Source organism: Nocardioides hungaricus (assembly GCF_054782915.1).
Genome location: NZ_BAAGRO010000016.1, coordinates 215,652 through 235,555, shown reverse-complemented (window position 1 = coordinate 235,555; position 19,904 = coordinate 215,652). Strand labels below are relative to the sequence as shown.

19 protein-coding genes and 1 tRNA gene are annotated in these 19,904 nt (G+C 68.8%); 16 read left to right on the top strand and 4 right to left on the bottom strand.

Translation table 11 applies throughout. The annotated features are described in order from the left end of the window. Positions 1-138: 138 nt before the first annotated feature. Entirely contained in the window at positions 139-861 is a 723-nt protein-coding gene (locus ACYVKX_RS06155) for an FhaA domain-containing protein (RefSeq protein ID WP_460829864.1), read from the bottom strand. Between the two features lie 199 nt (positions 862-1,060). Here ACYVKX_RS06155 and ACYVKX_RS06150 point away from each other — a divergent pair. The 6 genes from ACYVKX_RS06150 to ACYVKX_RS06125 all read left to right on the top strand — a co-directional run bounded on the left by ACYVKX_RS06150 (position 1,061) and on the right by ACYVKX_RS06125 (position 7,396). Further along, positions 1,061-1,144, top strand: a tRNA-Leu gene (locus ACYVKX_RS06150). A 466-nt stretch (positions 1,145-1,610) separates the two neighbouring features. Next, on the top strand, positions 1,611-2,459 hold the full coding sequence (locus ACYVKX_RS06145) for an FAD binding domain-containing protein (protein WP_460829863.1): 849 nt from the start codon (positions 1,611-1,613) through the stop codon (positions 2,457-2,459). Then, complete coding sequence (locus ACYVKX_RS06140; protein ID WP_460829862.1) at positions 2,456-2,998, top strand: (2Fe-2S)-binding protein; 543 nt, start codon at positions 2,456-2,458, stop codon at positions 2,996-2,998. Before ACYVKX_RS06145 ends, ACYVKX_RS06140 begins: the two co-directional genes overlap by 4 nt. Before the next feature lie 106 nt (positions 2,999-3,104). Beyond that, on the top strand, positions 3,105-5,414 hold the full coding sequence (locus ACYVKX_RS06135) for a xanthine dehydrogenase family protein molybdopterin-binding subunit (RefSeq protein ID WP_460829861.1): 2,310 nt from the start codon (positions 3,105-3,107) through the stop codon (positions 5,412-5,414). Positions 5,415-5,514: 100 nt separating this feature from the next. After that, on the top strand, positions 5,515-6,207 hold the full coding sequence (locus ACYVKX_RS06130) for a GntR family transcriptional regulator (RefSeq protein ID WP_460829860.1): 693 nt from the start codon (positions 5,515-5,517) through the stop codon (positions 6,205-6,207). Between the two features lie 97 nt (positions 6,208-6,304). Next, positions 6,305-7,396 (top strand): transaldolase family protein, encoded by a 1,092-nt coding sequence (locus tag ACYVKX_RS06125; RefSeq protein ID WP_460829859.1) that lies wholly within the window; start codon positions 6,305-6,307, stop codon positions 7,394-7,396. Between the two features lie 9 nt (positions 7,397-7,405). On the opposite strand, the gene ACYVKX_RS06120 is transcribed toward ACYVKX_RS06125, so the two are convergent. Genes ACYVKX_RS06120 through ACYVKX_RS06110 form a run of 3 tightly spaced genes read right to left on the bottom strand, consistent with a single transcriptional unit; the run spans position 7,406 to position 10,219 of the window. Then, a complete protein-coding gene (locus ACYVKX_RS06120) occupies positions 7,406-8,524 on the bottom strand; it encodes an NAD(P)-dependent alcohol dehydrogenase (RefSeq protein WP_460829858.1) in 1,119 nt (372 codons plus the stop codon). Further along, positions 8,521-9,321 carry an SDR family NAD(P)-dependent oxidoreductase gene (locus ACYVKX_RS06115; RefSeq protein WP_460829857.1) on the bottom strand — a complete coding sequence of 267 codons (801 nt, stop codon included), beginning with the start codon at positions 9,319-9,321 and terminating at the stop codon, positions 8,521-8,523. Before ACYVKX_RS06115 ends, ACYVKX_RS06120 begins: the two co-directional genes overlap by 4 nt. Positions 9,322-9,358: 37 nt before the next feature. Beyond that, entirely contained in the window at positions 9,359-10,219 is an 861-nt protein-coding gene (locus ACYVKX_RS06110) for an MBL fold metallo-hydrolase (protein WP_460829856.1), read from the bottom strand. Between the two features lie 278 nt (positions 10,220-10,497). Between ACYVKX_RS06110 and ACYVKX_RS06105 the strand changes: the two genes are divergently transcribed. From ACYVKX_RS06105 to ACYVKX_RS06060, 10 genes are all read left to right on the top strand, one after another. Then, the gene (locus ACYVKX_RS06105; protein ID WP_460829855.1) at positions 10,498-11,523 is read left to right on the top strand and encodes a branched-chain amino acid ABC transporter permease; all 1,026 of its coding nucleotides are present in this window, start codon (positions 10,498-10,500) and stop codon (positions 11,521-11,523) included. Between the two features lie 3 nt (positions 11,524-11,526). After that, positions 11,527-12,468: a branched-chain amino acid ABC transporter permease gene (locus ACYVKX_RS06100; RefSeq protein ID WP_460829854.1), complete on the top strand. Its 942-nt coding sequence runs from the start codon at positions 11,527-11,529 to the stop codon at positions 12,466-12,468. A gap of 70 nt (positions 12,469-12,538) precedes the next feature. Further along, the gene (locus ACYVKX_RS06095; protein ID WP_460829853.1) at positions 12,539-13,273 is read left to right on the top strand and encodes an ABC transporter ATP-binding protein; all 735 of its coding nucleotides are present in this window, start codon (positions 12,539-12,541) and stop codon (positions 13,271-13,273) included. Further along, positions 13,266-13,988 carry an ABC transporter ATP-binding protein gene (locus tag ACYVKX_RS06090; protein WP_460829852.1) on the top strand — a complete coding sequence of 241 codons (723 nt, stop codon included), beginning with the start codon at positions 13,266-13,268 and terminating at the stop codon, positions 13,986-13,988. The genes ACYVKX_RS06095 and ACYVKX_RS06090 overlap by 8 nt, the downstream gene beginning before the upstream one ends. 51 nt (positions 13,989-14,039) lie before the next feature. Then, positions 14,040-15,386: an ABC transporter substrate-binding protein gene (locus ACYVKX_RS06085; protein WP_460829851.1), complete on the top strand. Its 1,347-nt coding sequence runs from the start codon at positions 14,040-14,042 to the stop codon at positions 15,384-15,386. A 69-nt stretch (positions 15,387-15,455) separates the two neighbouring features. Then, the gene (locus ACYVKX_RS06080; protein WP_460829850.1) at positions 15,456-17,180 is read left to right on the top strand and encodes a PEP-utilizing enzyme; all 1,725 of its coding nucleotides are present in this window, start codon (positions 15,456-15,458) and stop codon (positions 17,178-17,180) included. 34 nt (positions 17,181-17,214) lie between these two features. Continuing rightward, positions 17,215-18,039 carry a PEP/pyruvate-binding domain-containing protein gene (locus tag ACYVKX_RS06075; protein ID WP_460829849.1) on the top strand — a complete coding sequence of 275 codons (825 nt, stop codon included), beginning with the start codon at positions 17,215-17,217 and terminating at the stop codon, positions 18,037-18,039. A gap of 5 nt (positions 18,040-18,044) precedes the next feature. After that, positions 18,045-18,872, top strand: coding sequence for a fumarylacetoacetate hydrolase family protein (locus ACYVKX_RS06070; RefSeq protein WP_460829848.1), 828 nt, complete (start codon positions 18,045-18,047; stop codon positions 18,870-18,872). Between the two features lie 55 nt (positions 18,873-18,927). After that, entirely contained in the window at positions 18,928-19,221 is a 294-nt protein-coding gene (locus ACYVKX_RS06065; protein WP_460829847.1) for a putative quinol monooxygenase, read from the top strand. Next, positions 19,214-19,876: a phosphoglycerate mutase family protein gene (locus ACYVKX_RS06060; protein ID WP_460829846.1), complete on the top strand. Its 663-nt coding sequence runs from the start codon at positions 19,214-19,216 to the stop codon at positions 19,874-19,876. Before ACYVKX_RS06065 ends, ACYVKX_RS06060 begins: the two co-directional genes overlap by 8 nt. Positions 19,877-19,904: the final 28 nt, after the last annotated feature.

Here is a 19,904-nt window from a genome sequence, read left to right as displayed (position 1 = left end):
GGGGGTGGCCCGTGCTCCGGGTGCGTGCCTCGCAAGGCGCCGGAGCGAAGCCGTACCTGATCGTCCAGCGAGCGACGGCAACGCTGCGAGGTGCGTGCCCGGGGTGCGGGACACACGGCGAACCTCCTGTGGTGACCACTAGCCCTCCTCGACGAGTCGGACGGTCAGCGTGGTGTTGCCGATCTTCACCTGGGTCCCGTCCCGTACGCCGGTGGAGGTGATGCGGTGGCCGTCGACCAGCATGCCGTTGGTGGAGCCGAGGTCGTGGACCTGGATCGAGAGGCCGGCCTCGCCGCCACCGGTGGTCGAGCCCGTCGAGACCACGAACTCGACGTGCCGGCGGCTCACGCCGGGGTCGTTGATGCGCAGGTCGGCCTCCGTGCCGCGGCCCACCACCAGGCCGGGCGCTTGGAGCGGGTGCCGGGTGCCGTTGACCTCGAGCAGGGCACGCGCCCTGCGGGTCTGGGTGTGCGTCGCCGTACCCGTCACCTTGGCCTGGGCCCGGCTGCGGATCCGGAACCGCCCGGTGGTGAGGTCCTCGGCCGCCTCGAACCCGATGCTCACCGGCCCGGGGAACACGTAGCTCTGCTGGTCGGCGTGGGTCTTGACCTGCCGCGCGAGCTCGTCGGCGAGCGCCGTGTCGTACGGCGCCAGCCGGTCCAGGTCGCTCGAAGCGAGCTCGACGTGGAAGTCGTTGGGCACCAGGCGCCGGTCGCGGGACAGGATCTGCGCGTTGTTGTCGCACTCGCGCTGGAGGGCCGCCGAGATCTCCACCGGCTGCACGGCGGAGCGGAACGCCTTGGCGAACGCGCCGGAGATCATCTGCTCGAGCCGCTGCTCGAGCCGCTGGAGTCCGCCCACGCCGTCTCCTTCCGCAGTCCCGTGATCGTGTCCCCCAGAGATGTCAGGGTGGGTCGTGCCCGCTGCGGGCCCGGTCCAACCGCGCAGGTGGTTCGAGTGCAGGGGGCCTCCCCCGGTTGCGACCGATCGTAACGAAGCGGACCCATTCGCCCGGGTTTGGGCCAAGCCGACGCGCTGGGATAGCCTTGCCCCGCTTCACGCGCGAGTGGCGGAATAGGCAGACGCGCACGGTTCAGGTCCGTGTGTCCGAAAGGACGTGGGGGTTCAACTCCCCCCTCGCGCACGTCACAACTGGCCCCGGGTCCTCGGATCCGGGGCTTATCCATAATCACGCCAACCCCGCGGGCGGTGGCTGGGAAGCACCTCGCCGTGTTCGGTTGTCGCCGTTGCTGCGGCGTGGCCTTCTTCCTGTCGGTGCGGGCAAGACCGTCAACCGCAGACTCAGCCCTGCCCAGGCCGAGCTATACGCCGAATGGATCGACACCGTAGTCGCACTGGGCACCCCAGCCAGTCCACCGAAACCCAGCCGAGCCGGCCCCGGACGCCCCAACGGCAGCCGCACCGGCCCCCACGAACCCGCCACCCCGCCATCAAGAAGGCAGCCTGACCACCCGGCCAAGGTTTAATCGCAAGCTCAGGTGAGGCGACGTATCGACCTACGCGGGCAGTTTTCGTGAGTCAAGTCGCACTCTTGACGGCGTCGACCCCTTGGTCTATTTTCGATAATCGATGAATGGCCAGCGGGAGTGATGCGCTACTACCGGCCGAGCACGGCGATCCAGGCAGTCGCCGCGCTCGCCGCCGAGCCAGGCACGGCCCGGGTGCTGGTGGGGGGCACCGACCTCTTGGTCGCCATCCGGCACGGCAAGCTCGCTCCGAGCCTGCTCGTGGACATCAAGGACGCAGGCGACCTGCCCCGGCCTGTCGCGGTCGACGACCGGGGCATCACGTTCGGTCCGACAGCGACCATGAGCGCGGTCGCGGCCCATCCGGTCGTGCGGGCCTGGTATCCCGGCTTGGTCGAGGCCGCCGCCCTGGTGGGTTCGGTCGCCATCCGCAACCGGGCCAGCCTTGTCGCCAACTCGGCCAACGGCTCCCCGGCAGCCGATACCTCACCCTGCCTCCTGGCCCTGGGCGCGCAGGTGCGGATCCTCTCGGTGGAGGGGGAGCGCACCGTGGCCTTGCGCGACTTCTTCCTCGGGCCTCGCCGTACCGCGTGCGCACCCGGTGAGCTGGTCACCGGGCTGAGGGTCCCTCGCCCTGCTCACGGCAGTTCGTCGGCCTTCGAGCGGATGACGCGGCGGCGCGGTGTAGACCTCGCGACGTGCAGCGTGGGAGCCGTCGTGACCGCGGACGGCGCGGTGACGGTGGGCCTGGGGGCGGTGGGACCCACAACGCTCTGGGCCGGTCCGGTCACCGTGGGCGACCTCCTGTCCAAGGAGGGGCTCGAACGTGCCGTCGACCGGCTGCTGGCACCGGCGACGCCCATCGGTGACGTACGCGCCGGCCAGGTCTACCGGAGCGCCATGTTGCGAGTGCTGGCCGCCCGTGCCATCGGCAGGGCGGCCCGGCGCCGCGCGGCGGTGGCGGAGCGATGACCACGTCCGGGGGCGGGACGCGCGGGGATTCGGCGCTCGCAGGTGGTGGGGACGCCGATCTCATCGAGGTGACCTGCCGGGTCAACGCCGCTCCGGCGACGTTGCGGGTGCCCGCCCATCGGACCCTGACGGACGCGCTGCGATACGAGCTCGACCTGACCGGCACCAAGACCTGCTGCGCCGAGGGAGAGTGCGGGGCCTGCACCGTGATCATGGACGGCGTGGCCGTCAACAGCTGCCTGGTGCTGGCAGTGGAGACCGAGGGCCACGACATCCTCACGGTCGAAGGCCTCGGCGAGCACGAGCCGACCGGCATGAACGATCTCCAGGAGTCCTTCCTCGAATGCGGCGCCGTGCAGTGTGGTTTCTGCATCCCCGGCCAGGTGATGTCTGCGGAATACCTCCTCCGGACCAACGCCAACCCCTCGGTGGAGGAGATCCGCGAGGGTCTCTCGGGCAATCTGTGCCGGTGCGCCGGCTACCAGCGCATCGTTGCGGCGGTCCGCTCGACCGCTGAGAAGCGAGCCTCGCGTGAGTGACGACGGTGCCCGGTCCGAGGTGTCCCAGGAGACGCTCGATGCCGAGCGCCGCATGACGGGGGCTCCGTTCGCTGCTCCCGCCGGTGCCCCGTCTGGGATCGGGGGAGTGACCCCGGAGCAAGCCCGAGCACTGCTGGACGCCGCCACACAGGGCACCGTGGGGACGCCGGTGCGCCGCTACGGTGGTGAGGACCGGGTCACGGGGCAGCAGAAGTTCCTGTCCGACCTGCGGTTCCCCGGGGTCGCCCACGTCGCCCTCGTCACGATCCCCGTCGCCTGCGCCACCATCACCGAGGTCGACGCACGATGCGCTGCGGACCTGCCGGGAGTGATCGCCGTGGTCAGCGTCCAGGACCTCTCGCAACCCGTCCCGCGGTTCGGTGTCTCCCACCAGGACCGACCGGTCTTGGCCGACGGGGAGGTGCTCTATTTCGGAGAGCCGGTCGCGGCCGTGGTCGCCGAGACACTCGACCAGGCTGAAGCCGCGGCTCGCGCGGTCCGGGTCTCCTACGAGGAGAGGCCCGGGGTCTTCGACCTGGATCAGGCCCTGGCCCTCGGTGCCCCCCTGGTCCGTGACCCGTCCAGACGGCCCGAGGGCGACGAGCACCGCGACTCGAACGTCCTCGAGACCGCGCTCTATGGATGGGGTGACGTCACGGCGGCCCTCGGCGAGGCCGACCTGGTGGTCGAGAACACCTACACCTTCCCCATGGTCACGCACTTCCCGATCGAGCCGGGGGGCATCGTGGTGGTCCCGACGGAGTCCGGTGGGCTCGACGTGTACTCGCCCGTCCAACATCCCTATCTGCTGCAGCGCACGGTCGCCAAGGTCCTGGGCCTCCCTCTCGCCCAGGTCCGGGTCTTCGCGCCGGACCCGGGGGGTGCCTTCGGTGGCAAGCAGAATCCGAAGCTGGAACCCCTGCTCGCCTTCTTGGCCCTGCGCACCCGTCGGCCCTGTCGGCTGGTGCTGTCGCTGGAGCAGACCTTCCAGATGATGCGGCGAGCGGCCTGCCGGGTGACGGCCCGCACCGGCTTCGACGCCGGGGGCCAGCTGATCTTCCACGACCTCGAGTGCGACTACCTCATCGGTGCGTATGCCGACGTCGCACCCCGGGTGATGGCCAAGGGCAGCTACGTCGGGGCCGGTCCGTATCGGATCCCACACGTGCGCACCGCCGCCCGGGCAGTCATGTCCAACACGACACCGAGCACGGCGTTCCGGGGGTTCGGATGTCCCCAGGTCGCGTGGGCCACCGAGGGTCAGATGGACGCGGGCGCTCGTGAGCTGGGCTTGGACGGCCTCGAGATCCGCAGGCGCAACCTGGTCGCCAAGGGCGAGGCGTTCTTCCGCGGTCCCTATGAGGCGAGCGCCGACGGACACTGGCACGAGACGCTCGAGAAGGCCGCCGAGTTGCTGGGTTGGGACCGCCCGCGCGAGCCGGGTCGTGGTCGCGGCATCGCGGTGGCCATCAAGCCCGGCGCGACGTCCGGCCTGTCACAGAGCCTGGTGCGGTTCCTCGCCGACGGGAGTGCGATCGCCTACGCCGGGACCTCGGACATGGGCCAAGGCGCCCGCACGCTGTGGCAACAGATTCTCGCCCACGAGCTCGGGACCCCCCTGGACCACGTGCGAGTGGTCAGCGGCGACACGGGCGTCGTGCCGTTCGACCTCCAGACCTCGGCAAGCCGCTCGACGGTCTTCATGGGCAACGCCGTGATCGAAGCCTGCCGGGACGTGCGCAGCCGCATCTTGTCGCTCTACGCCGAATCGACCGGGGTGGACAGGTCCGAGCTCGCCGAGGCACCAGGCGTGCTCCTCACCCCGGACGGAGAGCTGCCCCTGGTGGAGGCGGCCCGGATCGCGCTCGGGACCCTGGGCGGGGAGTTCGTGGGGCAGGGAACCGTGCGCATGCGTGGACGCAAGGGTCACCCGCTGGGCGGCGACGCGGCCTTCTACGAGTTCAACTGCACCGCGATCGAGGTCGAGGTCGATCTCGAGACGGGCGAGCTGCTGCTCCACAAGCATGTCTCGGTCAGTGACGTCGGCACCGAGCTCAACCCCCTCCAGGTCACCTCGCAGGACGAGGGTGCCTCGATCATGGGACTCGGCCACAGTCAGATGGAACAGCTCCTCCTCGACGAGCACGGCGTGATCCGCAACCTGGGGGCCCTGGACTACCGCATCCCGACCTTCATGGACGTGCCCCTGGAGTTGGTGACCCACGGCGTGGAGAACCACGACGGCCCGGGACCGTACGGCGCCAAGGGGATCAGCGAGGGCGCGCTCCTGTGCACCGCCGGGGCTCTGGGCTCCGCGGTGTCGGATGCGATCGGCGTGGCGGTCCGAGACCTACCGCTCACACCGGAGCGCGTGTGGCTGCTGCTCCGCGAGCGAGGGCCGAGGACCTCGCCTTGACTGAGGAGAGCGCCTTTCGTAGGATGATCATCGATTATCGAAGGATTTCCGCTGGGTTGCCGGCGATGCCGCCGATCGCCCCCTGGAGTCGAAGGATGTCATGACCAGTTCCGAGCCCGTCACCCGCAGCGTGTTGGCGGATCAGGTCAAGGAGTGGCTGCTCGACGCAATCCTGCACGGCAAGTACCCACCGGACTCGCGGATCGTGGAGACGGCCGTGGCGCGCGAGCTCGGCACCAGCCAGGCACCGGTCCGTGAGGCGCTGCGAGGACTGGAGGCCCTGGGTGTCGTCGACATCGCGCCGTTCCGCGGGGCGCGCGTGCGTCGGCTGGAGGCCCCAGACCTCCTCGAGGCCTACGTCGTCCGCTCGACGATCGAAGAGCTCGGCGCCCGGTTGGCCATGGAGCGGATCACCGACGAGGACGTCGCCGAGATCATGGTCATCGGCGAGAAGATGCAGGAGGCCGCCGCCGCCGCCGACGGTCGCTCGCTCGCGGTGATCGACGCCAGCCTGCACGAGCGCATCGTCTCGCTCTCCGCGAACCGGACGCTGCTTCGGGTCTGGAACTCCCTCGAACCCATCTCGCGCACCTACATCACCCTGGCCGGTCCCGGCTCCGACCCCAAGTGGACCGCGGCGCTGCACGACCCCATTCTCAAGGCCATCGCAGACCGGGACACCGAGGCCGTCGTGGTGGCGATCCGTGGCCACTTCGAGGAGGTGCGCGAGTGGCTCGCCGGGCACCTCGCGGAGGTGGTGGATCAGGCCGCCGGGTCGACGGGTGAGGTGTAGGGGTGCCGGCTCGGTGGTCGCCGCGGCGCCGGCGGCGTTGCGGGCCCCGACCGGTGCCCGACCCCCGACCAGCCGGCAACCTCGGAAAGGCGATGAGATGACCCAGACCGCGACCTCCCCTCCTGGCCCGCTGCTCCGCATGGCCCAGCAGACGCCGACGCGGCTGTGGAACGACTCCGCGTCACCCCGTGAGCTCGAGGCCGCCATCGGGTGGGGCGCGGTGGGCGCGACCTGCAACCCCGTGCTCGCCCTGGCCGCGCTGCGCAGTGACCTGCCGCGATGGCAGGCCCGGATCCTCGACTACGCCGAGGAGCACCCGAGCGCGTCCGAGTCGCAGATCGGCTGGGCGATGGTGCGCGAACTGTCGGTGGAGGCGGCCGCCCTGCTGTGGGAGACGTTCAGAGAGCATCGCGGCCGCAACGGCCGGCTCTCGGTCCAGACCGATCCCAGGCTCTACCGCGACAGCGAAGCGTTGGTTGCCCAGACGGTCGAGTTCGACCAACTGGCCAGGAACATCATCGTCAAGATCCCCGCCATCGGGACCGGGATCCGGGCGATCGAGGAGGCCACCTTCCGGGGGGTGAGCATCAACGCCACCGTGTCCTTCACGGTGCCGCAGGCCGTGGCAGTCGCCGAGGCCGTCGAGCGTGGACTGGAGCGGCGCGAAGCCGCGGGGCTCGACGTGAGCGAGATGGGTCCGGTCTGCACGATCATGGTCGGGCGGCTCGACGACTGGCTGAAGTCGGTCGCCGCCCGCGATCGGGTCACCATCGACCCCGGGGTCCTGGAGTGGGCGGGGGTCGCGGTGTTCAAGCGTGCCCACGAGATCTACCAGGAGCGTGGGTTCAGGACCCGCCTCCTCTCCGCGGCCTTCCGCAACCACATGCACTGGAGTCAACTCGTGGGTGGGGACGTGGTGATCTCGCCTCCCTTCGACTGGCAGGTCCGGTTGAACGAGAGCGGCCTCGAGCCAATACCGATGCTCGACCGCCCGGTGGACGGCATGGTCCTGGACACGCTGAATGGCCACTTCGCCGACTTCCGGCGGGCCTACGGCGTGGACCCGATGCCGGTCGAGGACTTCCTGGACTTCGGGGCCACCAGGCACACGCTGCGCCAGTTCCTCGGGGCCTGCGCGGACCTCGAGAGTCAGGTTCGTGACGTACTGCTGCCCTCGCCGTCGTCCTGACCGCGTGGGTCAGGTGGAGGAGCCCATGAGCAGGACCGGCTTGACGACGTCACCCTCGAGACAGTCCGCGGCGGCCCGGTTGATCGCCTCGAAGGGGTAGGTCCGCTGCAGCCGTTCGAAGGGCAGCAGTCCACTCCGGTGGAGCTCGACCAATCGTGGGATGCTCCGCGCCGGGACGCTGTCGCCCTGGAGGACCCCGCGAACGGTCAAGCCCTTGGACATGGCCTCGAGCATGGGGAAGCCCACCGGGGATCCCCGTGGGGCGGTTCCCACGTAGGCGCACGTGCCCAGGGAGTCCAGTGAGCGCACCGCCTGGGTGAGCACCTGCGGCACGCCCGTGGTCTCCAGGGCGAAGTCGACCCCTCGGCCGCCGGTGGCCTCGCGGATCGGCTCGAGAGGGTCCGCGTCGAGGGGGGACACGGTGTGCGTAGCCCCCAGCTCGCTGGCCAGTCTCAGTCGTGCCGGACGACGGTTGACCGCCACGATGACCCTCGCCCCGCTCAGGCGCGCGGCCATCACGGCGCACAGCCCGACCGAGCCCGTCCCGAAGATCGCGATCGTGGATCCGGGTCGGACCTTCAGGACATCCAGCACGGCACCGACGCCGGTCTGCACCCCACACGCCAGTGGTCCGGCTACCCGAAGGTCGATGCCGTCGGGCAGCTTCACGGCGCAGCGGCCGTCGACGACCGCCAGGGTGCCGAACGAGGACTGTCCGAAGAAGTGGTCACCCACCGGACGACCCGACCCGTCGAGCGTCGAGGTGGAGCCGTCGACTCGTCGGCACCCGAACTTCAGCGAGACGATCGAGTCGCAGTAGGCGGGCTGGCCGCCCAGGCAGCGATGGCAGCCACCACATGACGGGAAGCTCAGCACCACCGGGTCTCCGGGCCGCAGCCAGCAGACCGCGCTTCCCACCTCACGGACGATGCCGGCACCCTCGTGGCCGAGAACGGCCGGCAGGGACTCCGGGCGCTCGTCGCGGACCAGGAGGTCGGTGTGACACATCCCGGTCGCGACGATGTCGACCAGAGCCTCGGTCGCCCGCGGACCCGTCAGCTCGACCTGCTCGAGGTTGAAGGGGCCGCCCGGACGGCGTACGACGGCGCTGGTGGCCTGATGTCTCACTGTGTGGCTGTGAGGCCGCCGTCGAGGGTGAGGACTTGGCCGGTCACGAACGAGGACGCCATCGAGCAGAAGAACAGCACGGCGCCGACCAAGTCGTCGGTCTCGGCGATCCGGTGGAGTGGGATCCGATCGACCAAGCTGTCGTAGAAGCCGGGCGCCGACAACAGCGCCGCTGCCTGCTCGGTGCGCACGAACGTCGGCGAGATGGCATTGACGCGGATCCCGTGCTTCGCCCACTCCGTGGCGTGCTGCCGGGTGAGGGCATCCATGGCACCCTTGGCCGCGACGTACGCCGAGTAGCCGGCGTCGATGCCCAGTTGGCCGCGCACCGAGCTGACGTTGAGGATGGAGCCCCCGCGGCCGCCGTCGATCATGGCCCGTGCCGCTGCCTGCGAGACCAGGAGAGCGGTCGTCAAGTTGAGGTTGAGGATGCGGTCCCATTCGGACTGCGGGTAGTGCTCGGCGGGATGCAAGGCGGTGCCGGCCCCGCCGCCGATCCCGTTGACGAGGACGTCGACCCGCCCGAAGGCCGACAGCGCCTCGTCGACGGCATCGTCGGCCGCTTCCTTCTGTGACATGTCGCCGGTGATGACCAGGGCGCGGCCGCCGGCGCTCTCGATGGCCTCGCGCGCCTCGGCGAGCCGTTCCTGAGATCGTCCGATGACCGCGACGTCCGCTCCTACCGCCGCCAGCGCCGCACACATCCGGACGCCGACGCCACCCGAGCCGCCGGCGACGAGGACGAGGTGGTCGTCGAGGCGGAAGCGGTCGAGCTCGTTGAGTGGGGTGTGGGTCATGGCGTCGGAGGCCTTCTGGTCGATGGGGTGGTGGGCCTCAGGCGCCGGCACTGAACTTGTCCCACAGCGAGGCGGCGTTGAGCGTCTGGATGTGGTCCATCATGTAGCCCTGGCCGATGTCGACCGGGCCGAACTTGTCGCGGAAGTCGACCCGGTCAATGGTCTCCTCACGGGACCACCCCTTGGCGACCGCCGCCGCCACGGCACTGGTCCACTCCAGGAGCACCGAGCGCTGGGTGGCCAGGTAGGCCGGGGTCGTGACCGGGCCGTGACCGGGGACCACGATGTCGGCGTCCAGTTCCGCGATGACATCGAGGGCGCCGATCCACTGGTCGATGTCGGAGGTCATCAGCCAGGTCTGGCACTGCGAGAAGACGGTGTCGCCGGTGAAGACCACCCTCTCCTCGGGGACGAAGACCGCCACCTGACCGGGCGTGTGCCCCGGGGTGTGGATGAGGTGAAGGGTCTTGTCCCCCACCCTCAGCTCCAAGTCACCGGTGAAGACCAGGTCGCCTCGGTTGGGGTCCTCGTAGTAGCTGTCCCGGTCCGGGACGATGGTGGCCGCCTGGGGGTCGTCGGTGGGAATGGCCTCGAGTGCGTAGTCGAACGGGTCCAGGTCGGGAGTCGGCTCCATGAAGTTGTCGGCCACCCCCTGGTGGTGCACGACGTCGCCCGCGCCCTTGAAGAAGTAGTTGCCGAAGATGTGGTCCACGTGGTGCTCGGTGTTGATGACGAACTTGATCGGACCGGCGGCTTCGGCCTCGGCGCGCATCTCCAGGGCCTTGGTGGGGAGCTGGGGAGTGTCGATGACGACGACTCCACGGGAGGTCACAACATAGCTGGGGTTGCAGCCACGGAACTCGGTCGAGGTGAACACATGGGGGGTGACGCGCTGCACGAGGTTCCCTTCTGCAGTCGGACGGCTCCGGCCTCATGGGAGGGGGCCGTACTCGCGGCGGATCGCAGCAAGAGAACTATAATCGATTCTCGATGTAGGTGTCAAGGGTTGTCGTGGGGCGCTCGGAGGGGCCTTGACGGCCCCTGTGACGTGAGTTACCTTGCTCGTCATCTATAATCGAGAATCGACTGATCGGGTCTTTGGTTGCCCATGATGAAGCCCAGAACGGCCCGGCACGACCGCGGCCGACGTCCACTGCGCGACGCGGGGGAGGCCCCGTGAGCGGCACCGAGCCGGTGGTGGTCGAGGCCCGGACGACGCCGCCCACCGCGAATGCCACAGGCTGGCGTGGTGTCGCGCGGAGGTCCAACGGTGGCTCGATGGTCCTGGTCGCGGCGGCGCTCCTCGTCGCCTACTGGGTACTGACCAACCGGTCGGCCGCCGGGCCCTCCCTCGTCATCGGGCTGACCGAGCACGCGCCCTTGGTACTCGCCGCGACCGGCTTCGCGTTGCTCTACCGGCTTACCGGACTGATCAACGTGGCGTATGCCGAGACCGTCACCCTCGGCGGCTACTTCGCGATGTACCTCAACACGACATTCGACCTCGGGTTCTTCGTGGTGCTCTTGCCTGCCGGGGTCCTGGCGGGCCTGCTGAGCGTCGCGACGTACCTGCTGATCTTCCGTCCCGCCAAGCTCCGGGGCGTCGGGGAACTCGAGCTGATCATCATCTCGTTCGGGCTCAGCATCGCCTTGCGCTACGGACTGCAGTTCATCTTCGGCACACCAGCGCGCTTCTTCGAGGTCCCACCACCCAACAGCATCGAGATCCTGGGGGTCGGGGTCGCCTCCTTCCGCCTGGTGGCGCTGCTCTGCGTGGTGCTGCTCGCCGCGGGGCTCTACGTGTTCATCCAACGCTCGAGGTACGGGCTGATGATCCGGGCCCTCGCCGGCGACGAGGCATTGGCTCAGGTGAGTGGGATCCGGCCCTTCGCGGTGACGGTGCTGATCTGGTTCCTGGCCGGGCTCGCCGGCGGGCTCGCCGGCGCGTTCTACGGCGTGGGGTCATCGGTGACGCCGTTCCTCGGCGCCCGCGTCTTCCTGTTCGTGCTGCTCGTGGTGCTGGTCGGGGGGATCTGGGGCATCAACGGGGTCATGGCGGTCGGTGTGGCCACTGGCATCGCGCTCGCCTTCATGACGCTGACCCTGGGCGTGGTCCTCTATGCCCAGCTCGTGTTGATCGTCGGCTTCCTGGTCCTGCTCAAGGCCCGTGGTCGCCGACTCACCGAGAGCACGAAGGTCTGAGCGATGGTTCTCGACACGTTCTTGATCTCGGGCCTGTTCACCATGGTCATGCTCATCGGGCTGGCCCTGCTTCTCCACCTGCAGCTGGGGCTCGCCCGCATCGCGAACTTCGGGGTGGTGGGCTTCTGGGGCGTCGGGCTCTATGCCTACGGAGTGCTGTACGTGCGGGTCGACTGGCCATTCGGCGATCCGCTGCGCTTCGTGGTGTGCGCGGTCCTGGCCACGCTGATCGCCGGTTTGTGTGGCTTGCTCGTCGCCTGGCTGATCGCCGACTTGGACGTCGACGGGGTCATGGTCGGCACGCTGGGTTTCGCCACGGCGGTCTCCCTGCTCGCGACCACCGAGCAAGACCTCACCGGTGGCGCGCTGGGCATGGGCGGCCTGAGGTTCCCCTATGACACCGGCGACGTCGCCGTCGACGAGCTGGTCTGGTTGCTCGTCCTGATTGCACTCGTCCTGGGCATCCTCGGCTACGTCTGGCAGGTTCACCGCTCGCCGTACGGCCGGCTGCTCTTCGCGATCGGCAGCAACGAGCCACTGGCCAAGAGCCTTGGGAAGGCGGCGGTCCGGACCAAGTTGGGACTCTTCGCCATCACCTCCGGGCTGATGGGTCTGCTCGGGGTGATGTACGGCGTGATGGTCAAGTTCCTCGAGGTGTCCAGCCTCGGCATCGAGCTGACGCTGGCGGCGGTCGTGGGTCTGGTCCTAGGTGGATCGCTGCGGGTCCTCGGCGGCGTGGTCGGAGTGATGCTCACCGTCGGGCTGTTCGACGTCATCATCCAGTCCTACATCCCGCTGCCAGACAGTTGGTACACCCAAGCCGTGCCGGTGTTGCGCGAGGTGCTGTTCGGCGTCGCCCTCATCCTCGTCCTGATGTTCCGGCCACTCGGCCTGCTGGGACACCTGAGGCGCGATCGACTGATGGAGCGCATCCATGGTTCCTGAGCCATTGACAGGTACGAGAGCGACGGAGGCGCCCGGCCGCCGGGCATCGGCCCATCTGACCCTCACCGACGTGACCAAGAGCTTCTCGGGCCGCACGGTCGTATCGGTGGACGAACTGACCCTGGGTCGGCACGGCATCGAGGGGCTGATCGGCCCCAACGGTGCCGGCAAGACCACCCTCATGCGACTGATCATGGGTTCGCTGGGGGCCGACTCAGGGTCGATCCGGTTGGGGCGCGAGGGTCGGCCGGACATCGAGCTCACCTGCCTGGCTCCTCACCAGATCGTGCGTCGTGGAGTGGTGAAGTCCAACCAAGTGGTTACCGACTTCGACGGGCTCACCATCCTCGACTCACTGCTGTTGGCAACCACGCCCAGCAGGCGCGAGAGTCCGCTGCGGCTGTGGGGGGAGCGGGCCGCCTACGAAGAGCACCGCGCCGAGATCGAGGACGTGCTCTCGTTCTTCGGGCTCGGCAACACTCGGCGGGCCGCGCTCTCGGCCGGGGAGAAGAAGCTGGTCGACATCGTCCGGTGTCTCCTGCTCGAGCCCTCGGTCCTGCTCTTGGACGAGCCCACCGCCGGTCTGCCGGGCGACGTGACCGAGAAGGTCATGGAGTATGTCGCCGGGCTGGCCGCGCAGGGAACGACGGTGGTCATCATCGAGCACGACCTCGACGTCATCTGGAACCTCTGCGAACAGGTGACCTTCATGGCAGAGGGCCGGGTGCTCCTGCAAGGTGTCCCGGCAGAGATCCGGGCACACAAGACCGTGATCGAGAGCTACTTGGGGCAGGGTCATGTCTGAGTCGTCCACGCAGTCGCCGACAGTCCTCGAGGTCGCCGGGCTGCGCACCGGCTACGACGGGATCGCCGTCCTCGACGACGTCGACTTCAGCGTCGGTGAGGAGGTCTTCGCCGTCCTGGGCGCCAATGGCGCCGGCAAGACGACCCTCCTCGCGACCCTCGCACGACTGAACCCGCTGATGGCTGGTTCGATCACCTTCCGGGGGACCGACATCAGCCGCTTCCGGGCCTACCAGAGCGCCGGCGTCGGGCTGGGCTACGTACCGCAGGAGCGCGGCGTCTTCCCCGACCTCACGGTGACCGAGAACCTCCGCGTCGGCGGGATGCTCGGAGACCGGGCGCTGCGCCAGCGACTGGAGGAGATTTTCTCCTTCTTCCCCGACCTCAGGGACAAGCTGCACCTGCGAGCCGGCAACCTGAGCGGTGGTGAGTCCCGGATGGTCGCGTGCGGACGCGCGCTCATGCAGGACCCCAGCCTGCTGCTGCTCGACGAGCCCACGGCCGGCCTCTCGCCGCTCTATGTGAGCTCGTTCTTCGAGGCCATCGTCAAGATCCGTGCCGAACGCCGTATGTCGATCGTGATCGCGGAGCAGAACGCCACGCAGGCGCTCGGGATCGCCCACCGCGTGATGGTGCTGAGCCTCGGGAAGAAGGCGGCCGTAATGGACGCCTCCGAGCTCACTACCGACCAGCTCAAGCACGCCTACCAGATCTGAGTCAGAGCCCTGGCCCGGAGCAGTGGCCGAGAAACACAGGAGGAAGTCCCGATGAAGCAGATGCGCTCGGCGAGCCGCAAACTGATCGCGCTGTTCGCCATGGTGATGATCACCAGTTCCTGCACGGTGGGCAACAACAACAAGAGCGACGCCACCGGCGAGATCTCGGTGTGCGAGCTCGCCTACTACACCGGCGATTTCGGTGCGGTCGGCAAGTCGCTTACCGCCGACGTCCGGTTCCCGATCGAGGAGGTCATCAACCAGGACCCGCCGCTCGGGCGACCCTGGAAGCTCTACAGCGAGGACCTCGGCACGGTGGGAGAGGCGCAGGCGGCGAGGACCTGCCTGGACCGGCGCAAGGCCGACATCCTGGTCAGCATCGCCCACGGCTACCGGACCTATCGCGACCTGATGATCCAGCGCTGGCAGGAGCAGGACTCCCCCCTCGCCCCCACGGTCCACGGCGGGGCCATCCCCGGCAACCTGGGCGGCAAGGTCGCCGAGCCCCTCTTCCGGGGCCAAGGGCTCGACGAGACCCTGGGCATGTCGGGTGTGCTCTATGCCCAGCAGAACGGCGCCAAGCGGATCGTCATCGTCGCGACCGCCGTGGAGGGCTTCCAACTGGCAGCCGACGCGGCGCAGCGCACGGCCGACTACCTCGGCGTCGAGGTGATCCAGCGCATCGACACGGGTGCCGAGCAGCCGTCCTACATCGCCGAGGCGCAGAAGATCGCGGACCTCAAACCGGACGCGGTCATCGTCCAGGCCGGGCCGGTGGACTCGGCGACCCTGATCAAGCAGGCGACCGAGGCGGGGATCTCGCTGCCGTGGATCGGTGAGACCGGATGGGGACTTCCCGAGTTCCGCAAGACTCTCGGCACGCAGCCCCTGACCGCGCAGAAGAGCATCGGCTTCGCGGGGTTGTCCTACAACGCCGACAGTCCCGCCTGGAAGTTTTTCAGCAACCTGTGGAACAACACCCCCGGCTACGCGGACAAGTTCGGCCCGCCCAACGACGCCTACCACTATTCGGCCTACGACCTGATGGTCCAGACCGCCCTGGCGGTGGAGGCCGGAGGCTCGTACAAGGTCAGTGACTGGGCTCCGGCCATGAACAAGGTCGGCTCGGCACCAGGAACCGTGTGCTACACCTACGCCGACTGCCTGAAGTTGTTGCGCGAGGGCAAGGACATCAACTACGAGGGCGTCACCGGCAGCGGCGAGTACACCGACGGCGGCGTCAACGAGATCGTCCAGGCGTACACGCCGCTCAATGCCGACGGCACCACGGGCACTCCGGTGGTTCTGGACGGCAAGCAGACCCTCGACATCGTCAACGCCATCTTGACCAAGGCCAAGTGCACCCCGGCCGACCCACCCAACACCTGCACGTGGTAGTCCCCACTTACCACTGCTAGGCACTCGACCCCCGGCGAGTCCACGTCGGGCCTATGAGCAGGAGACCAGATGTCCGAGATCGTCGCGTCCTTCCTAGGGGACGAGGAGTTCCCCGTCGACTGGGAGGACGGGCAGCAGCAGCTGTTGTGGGTGCACGACGACCTGCACATCCCCAATCCGGTGTCGCCGATGTATGCCGACATCGGGGGGTGGTGGCTCAAGTGCGACTATATGTTCCGCAGGTTCGGCACGCCGTTCGCCTCCGACTGGATCCACAAGATCGTCAACGGCTACGTCTACACGGCCGCCATCCCGGCCGAGCCGGGCCTCTCGGCCGAGACGACTGAGTACGGGGCCCGCTACGTGCCGCGGGTTCCGGACAACGACGCCTATGCCGCGGAGATCGGTGGCTACCTCGGCTGGACGCTGCCGTACTACGCCGAGCACTTCCTCGAGTGGTGGGGCGATCGGCTGGTGCCGGAGATGACTCGCAACTTCGAGCGCTTCGACGCCTATGACTACGGGGCTGCCGGACTCGTCGACCTCGCGATCCTCCTCGAGGACGCGATCGACATGCACGACCGGCACTGGCAGATCCACTGGGTGCTCAACTTCGCCCAGTTCTCCTCCACCACCAACCTCAACGCGGTCATCGCCGAGGTCAAGGGCAAGGGGGACCACAGCGACCTCATGGGCCGGCTGCAGAGCTCGCTGGAGAACCGCAACTGGGACTCCATCGAAGAGCTGTGGAAGTTCAAGGAGAAGGTGAGGTCCGAGGGGGGACCGGTGGCGGAGGCCTTCGGCCGGTCCTCGGTGCCGGAGATCCGGGAGGCGCTCGAGTCCACGGCGGAGGGGCGCGAGTTCCTCGAGGAGTACATCGAGGGCTATCAGCGGGTCTTCGGCTACAAGTCCATGTACGCCCACGAGTTCTCGTTCAAGACCTGGCGCGAGGACCCGGCCCCGGTGCTCGAGGCGATCCGGGGCTACCTCGAGGCGGACTACGACTACCCGGCCGAGATCGCCTCGGTGGCCGCCGATCTCGAGGCCGCCAAGGTCGAGGTGATGGACGGGGTCGACGGGGAGGACCGGCAGCGGCTGCAGTCCGCCCTGGACCTCAGCCTGCGGATGAACCCGCTGACCCCGGACCACCACTTCTACATCGACCAAGGGACCAACGCGCGCGTGCGGCTGGTGCTGGTCGCGATCGGCGCCAAGCTCGTGGAGCAGGGCAAGCTCGCCGACCCCGAGGATGTGATGTACCTGCGCTACAACGAACTGCGCACCCTCATGGCAGGCAGTAATGGCTTCGACGCCGAGGAGTTGGTGGGGGATCGTCGAGACGCCCGCGAGGAGGCCTACGAGAAGCGGCCCCGGGACTGGGTCGGGACCGCAACCGAGGAGAACCTGGCCTTTCCCTACCTGGCCCTGTGGGCGTTCCCCGAGAAGGTTCACCGCAAGCCGTCGGAGGTCGAGGGCGAGGTGCAGGGACTCGGCGCCTCCAAGGGCGTGGTCGAGGGCATCGCCCGCGTCGTTCTCTCCCCCGAGGAGTTCAGCCAGGTGCAGCAGGGTGAAGTCATCGTCTGCCGCATGACCAGCCCGTCCTGGGTGGTGCTCTTCACCAGGATCGCCGGCCTGGTCACCGACGCCGGTGGCATGGCCTCGCACCCCGCCGTGGTCTCCCGTGAGTTCGGCATCCCGGCGGTGGTCGGCACCTCCGTCGCGACCCGCTCGATCAAGACCGGCGACCGGGTCCGGGTGGACGGGACCACCGGTCTGGTGCAAGTCCTCCCATGACCGGGGACCCGACAGCGAAGGCAACGGTGCCTTCGTGACCGACGTGCCCAACGTCCTGCGCTTCGAGGACCCCCGGTGTCGCGAGGTCGCCCTGGCCGGGGGCAAGGGTGCGAGTCTGGCGACGATGACCCAGTACGGCCTGCCGGTCCCCCCGGGCTTCGTGATCACCTCGGCGGCCTTCACCGGGGCCGTCGACGGCGGGCTGCTGCTGGAGCGCCTGCGCGCCGAGGACCTCGAGGGAGCCCGCCGGGTCGTCGCCGGCACCCGCCCCCCCGGCGAGGAGGTCCGGGCTGCACTGGACCTCCTGCCCCCGGACGTCTCGGTCGCGGTTCGGTCCTCGGCGTGCGCCGAGGACAGCGACGACGCGTCGTACGCCGGTCAGCAGGAGACCTATCTGTTCGTCGCGCCCGCCGCGGTGCCGGAGCGGATCGTCGAGTGCTGGCTCTCGTTCTTCTCCGACCGCGCGGTGTTCTACCGCGAGCACAAGGGCGACCTGGACGACATCCAGATGGCCGTCGTCGTCCAGCAGATGGTCAACGCCGACAAGGCCGGTGTCATGTTCACCGTGGACCCGGTCCACGGCCGTCGCGACCGGATCGTGATCGAGGCCGCCTGCGGCGTGGGTGAGCACGTGGTGTCGGGGGAGACCACGCCCGACTACTACACCGTCGACCGCAAGGGAGTTCTGAAGAAGTCGCGAATCGTGGGCCGGCAGGTGCTCTCGGACGCCGAGTTGGCCGACCTGGCCAGGATGGGGCTACAGCTCGCTGACCTCAACGGCGGCCCCCAGGACATCGAGTGGGCCTACGACGCGACCGGACTCCATATGCTCCAGTCGCGTCCGGTGACCACGCTGTGAGGTTCGTGACCTATCAGGCCGACGCCGGTGAGCGGGTCGGCTATCTCGACGGCGAGGACGTCGTGGACGTCGGGTTCGACGGCGACATGGTCGCCTTCATCGAGGCGGGGGCGCCGATCGGCGTGACCCGCCGTGCCGGCGCGGTGGCGCTGCGCGCCCCGCTGAGACCGCGGACGCTTCGGGACTTCCTCGCCTTCGAGGGTCATCTGCTCAATGTCTTCCCGGGTCTGGGCAAGGCGATCCCGGACGAGTGGTACACCGTCCCCGGCTACTACAAGGGCCTGCCCGAGACCGTGATCGGACCGGAGCAGGAGATTCCGTGGCCGGCGTACACTCAGCAGCTCGACCACGAGCTCGAGCTCGCCGCCGTCATCGGTCGCACCGGCCGGGACATCACCGTGGAGCGTGCTCTGGACCACGTCTTCGGCTACACGATCTGGAACGACCTGTCCGCCCGCGACGTCCAGGCCAGGGAGCTGCCCGTCGGGATGGGTCCCGGCAAGGCGAAGGACTGGGACGGCTCCAACGTGCTCGGACCGTGCATCGTCACCGCCGACGAGATCGATCCCCACGACGTCGCTCTCGAGGTGAGGGTCAACGGCGAGCGCTGGGGAGGCGCCTCGACCGCGGACATGCACCACACCTTCGAGGCGATGATCGCCTACAGCTCCCAGGACCTCACGCTGCGTTCGGGGGAGGTGCTGGGCTCCGGGACGGCGACCGGAGGCAGTGGAATCGAGCTGGGCCGCCGGCTCTCATCGGGCGACGTCCTCGAGCTGGAGGCCTCGGGTATCGGGGTCCTGCGCAACACCGTCGGGCCGCGTCGCTCCTGACCGGCCGATCCGCCGCACCACAACCGACCGCACACACACCGAGAGGGGAAACCGCATGGCATTCGTCGTGGCCGCCGTCTGGAAAGCCAAGGAGGGCGAGGAGAAGCGCGTCGAGGAGGTGATCCGCACGATGACACCGTTGTCGCGCGGCGAGGAGGCGAACCTGTTCTACCAGGCGCAGGTCTCTCCGGAGGACCCGCGCACCTTCTTCCTCTACGAGCAGTACGTCGACGAAGCGGGCTATCTCGCGCACAAGGCCACGCCGTACTTCCAGGAGAACGTCTTCGACTACATCGTCGACTACCTGGAGGAACGATCGGTCAAGACCTACACGACCATCGATGTCTGAGGTCCGACTGCTCCTGCTCCGACACGCCGAGGTCGCCTCCCACCGAGGCGACGTCCCGGTGACCCCCGGTGGCCTGGCCTTCGCCGAGGACACGGGCAAGGCCATCGCGGCCGGTGTCGACGGGCCGATCTCGGTTCTCCACGGTGGAACCCGGCGCAGCCGGGAGACGGCCGAGGCGATCGTCCGCGGCATCGCCGAGGACGGTCGGGTCCTCGGACCGCTCGGCTGCTTCGCGCTGCGCAACCCCGACCTCTACCTCGCGGGCACGCGTGTCGACATGGTCAGCTCGGCGCCGGCTCTCGCCGAGCAGGTTCCCGGTCTGGACGAGGAGGACGTGGCGGCTCATCCCTGGTGGCCCTCCTTCTTCGCCGATCCCGATCGGATCGGCTGGTGGCTGGCCCACGCAGACCCGCCCGGCGAGTCGGGCGCCGACCTGGTCCGACGTGTCGGGCACCTCGCCCGATCCCTCGCGGACGCGGGACCGCACCGAGATCGCGTGGTCGTGGGTGTGACGCACTCACCGTTGCTGCGCGCGGTCCTGGCCGGACCCACCGGAGGTGACCCCGGCGAGCCGTCGTACGTGACAGGTGTCGAGCTCCGGGTTCGTCGGGACGGAGTCCTCGAGACCACTGCCTACGATCCGCGGGCCCGGTGAGATCCGGGGTCGCGGCCACGACCCGAAC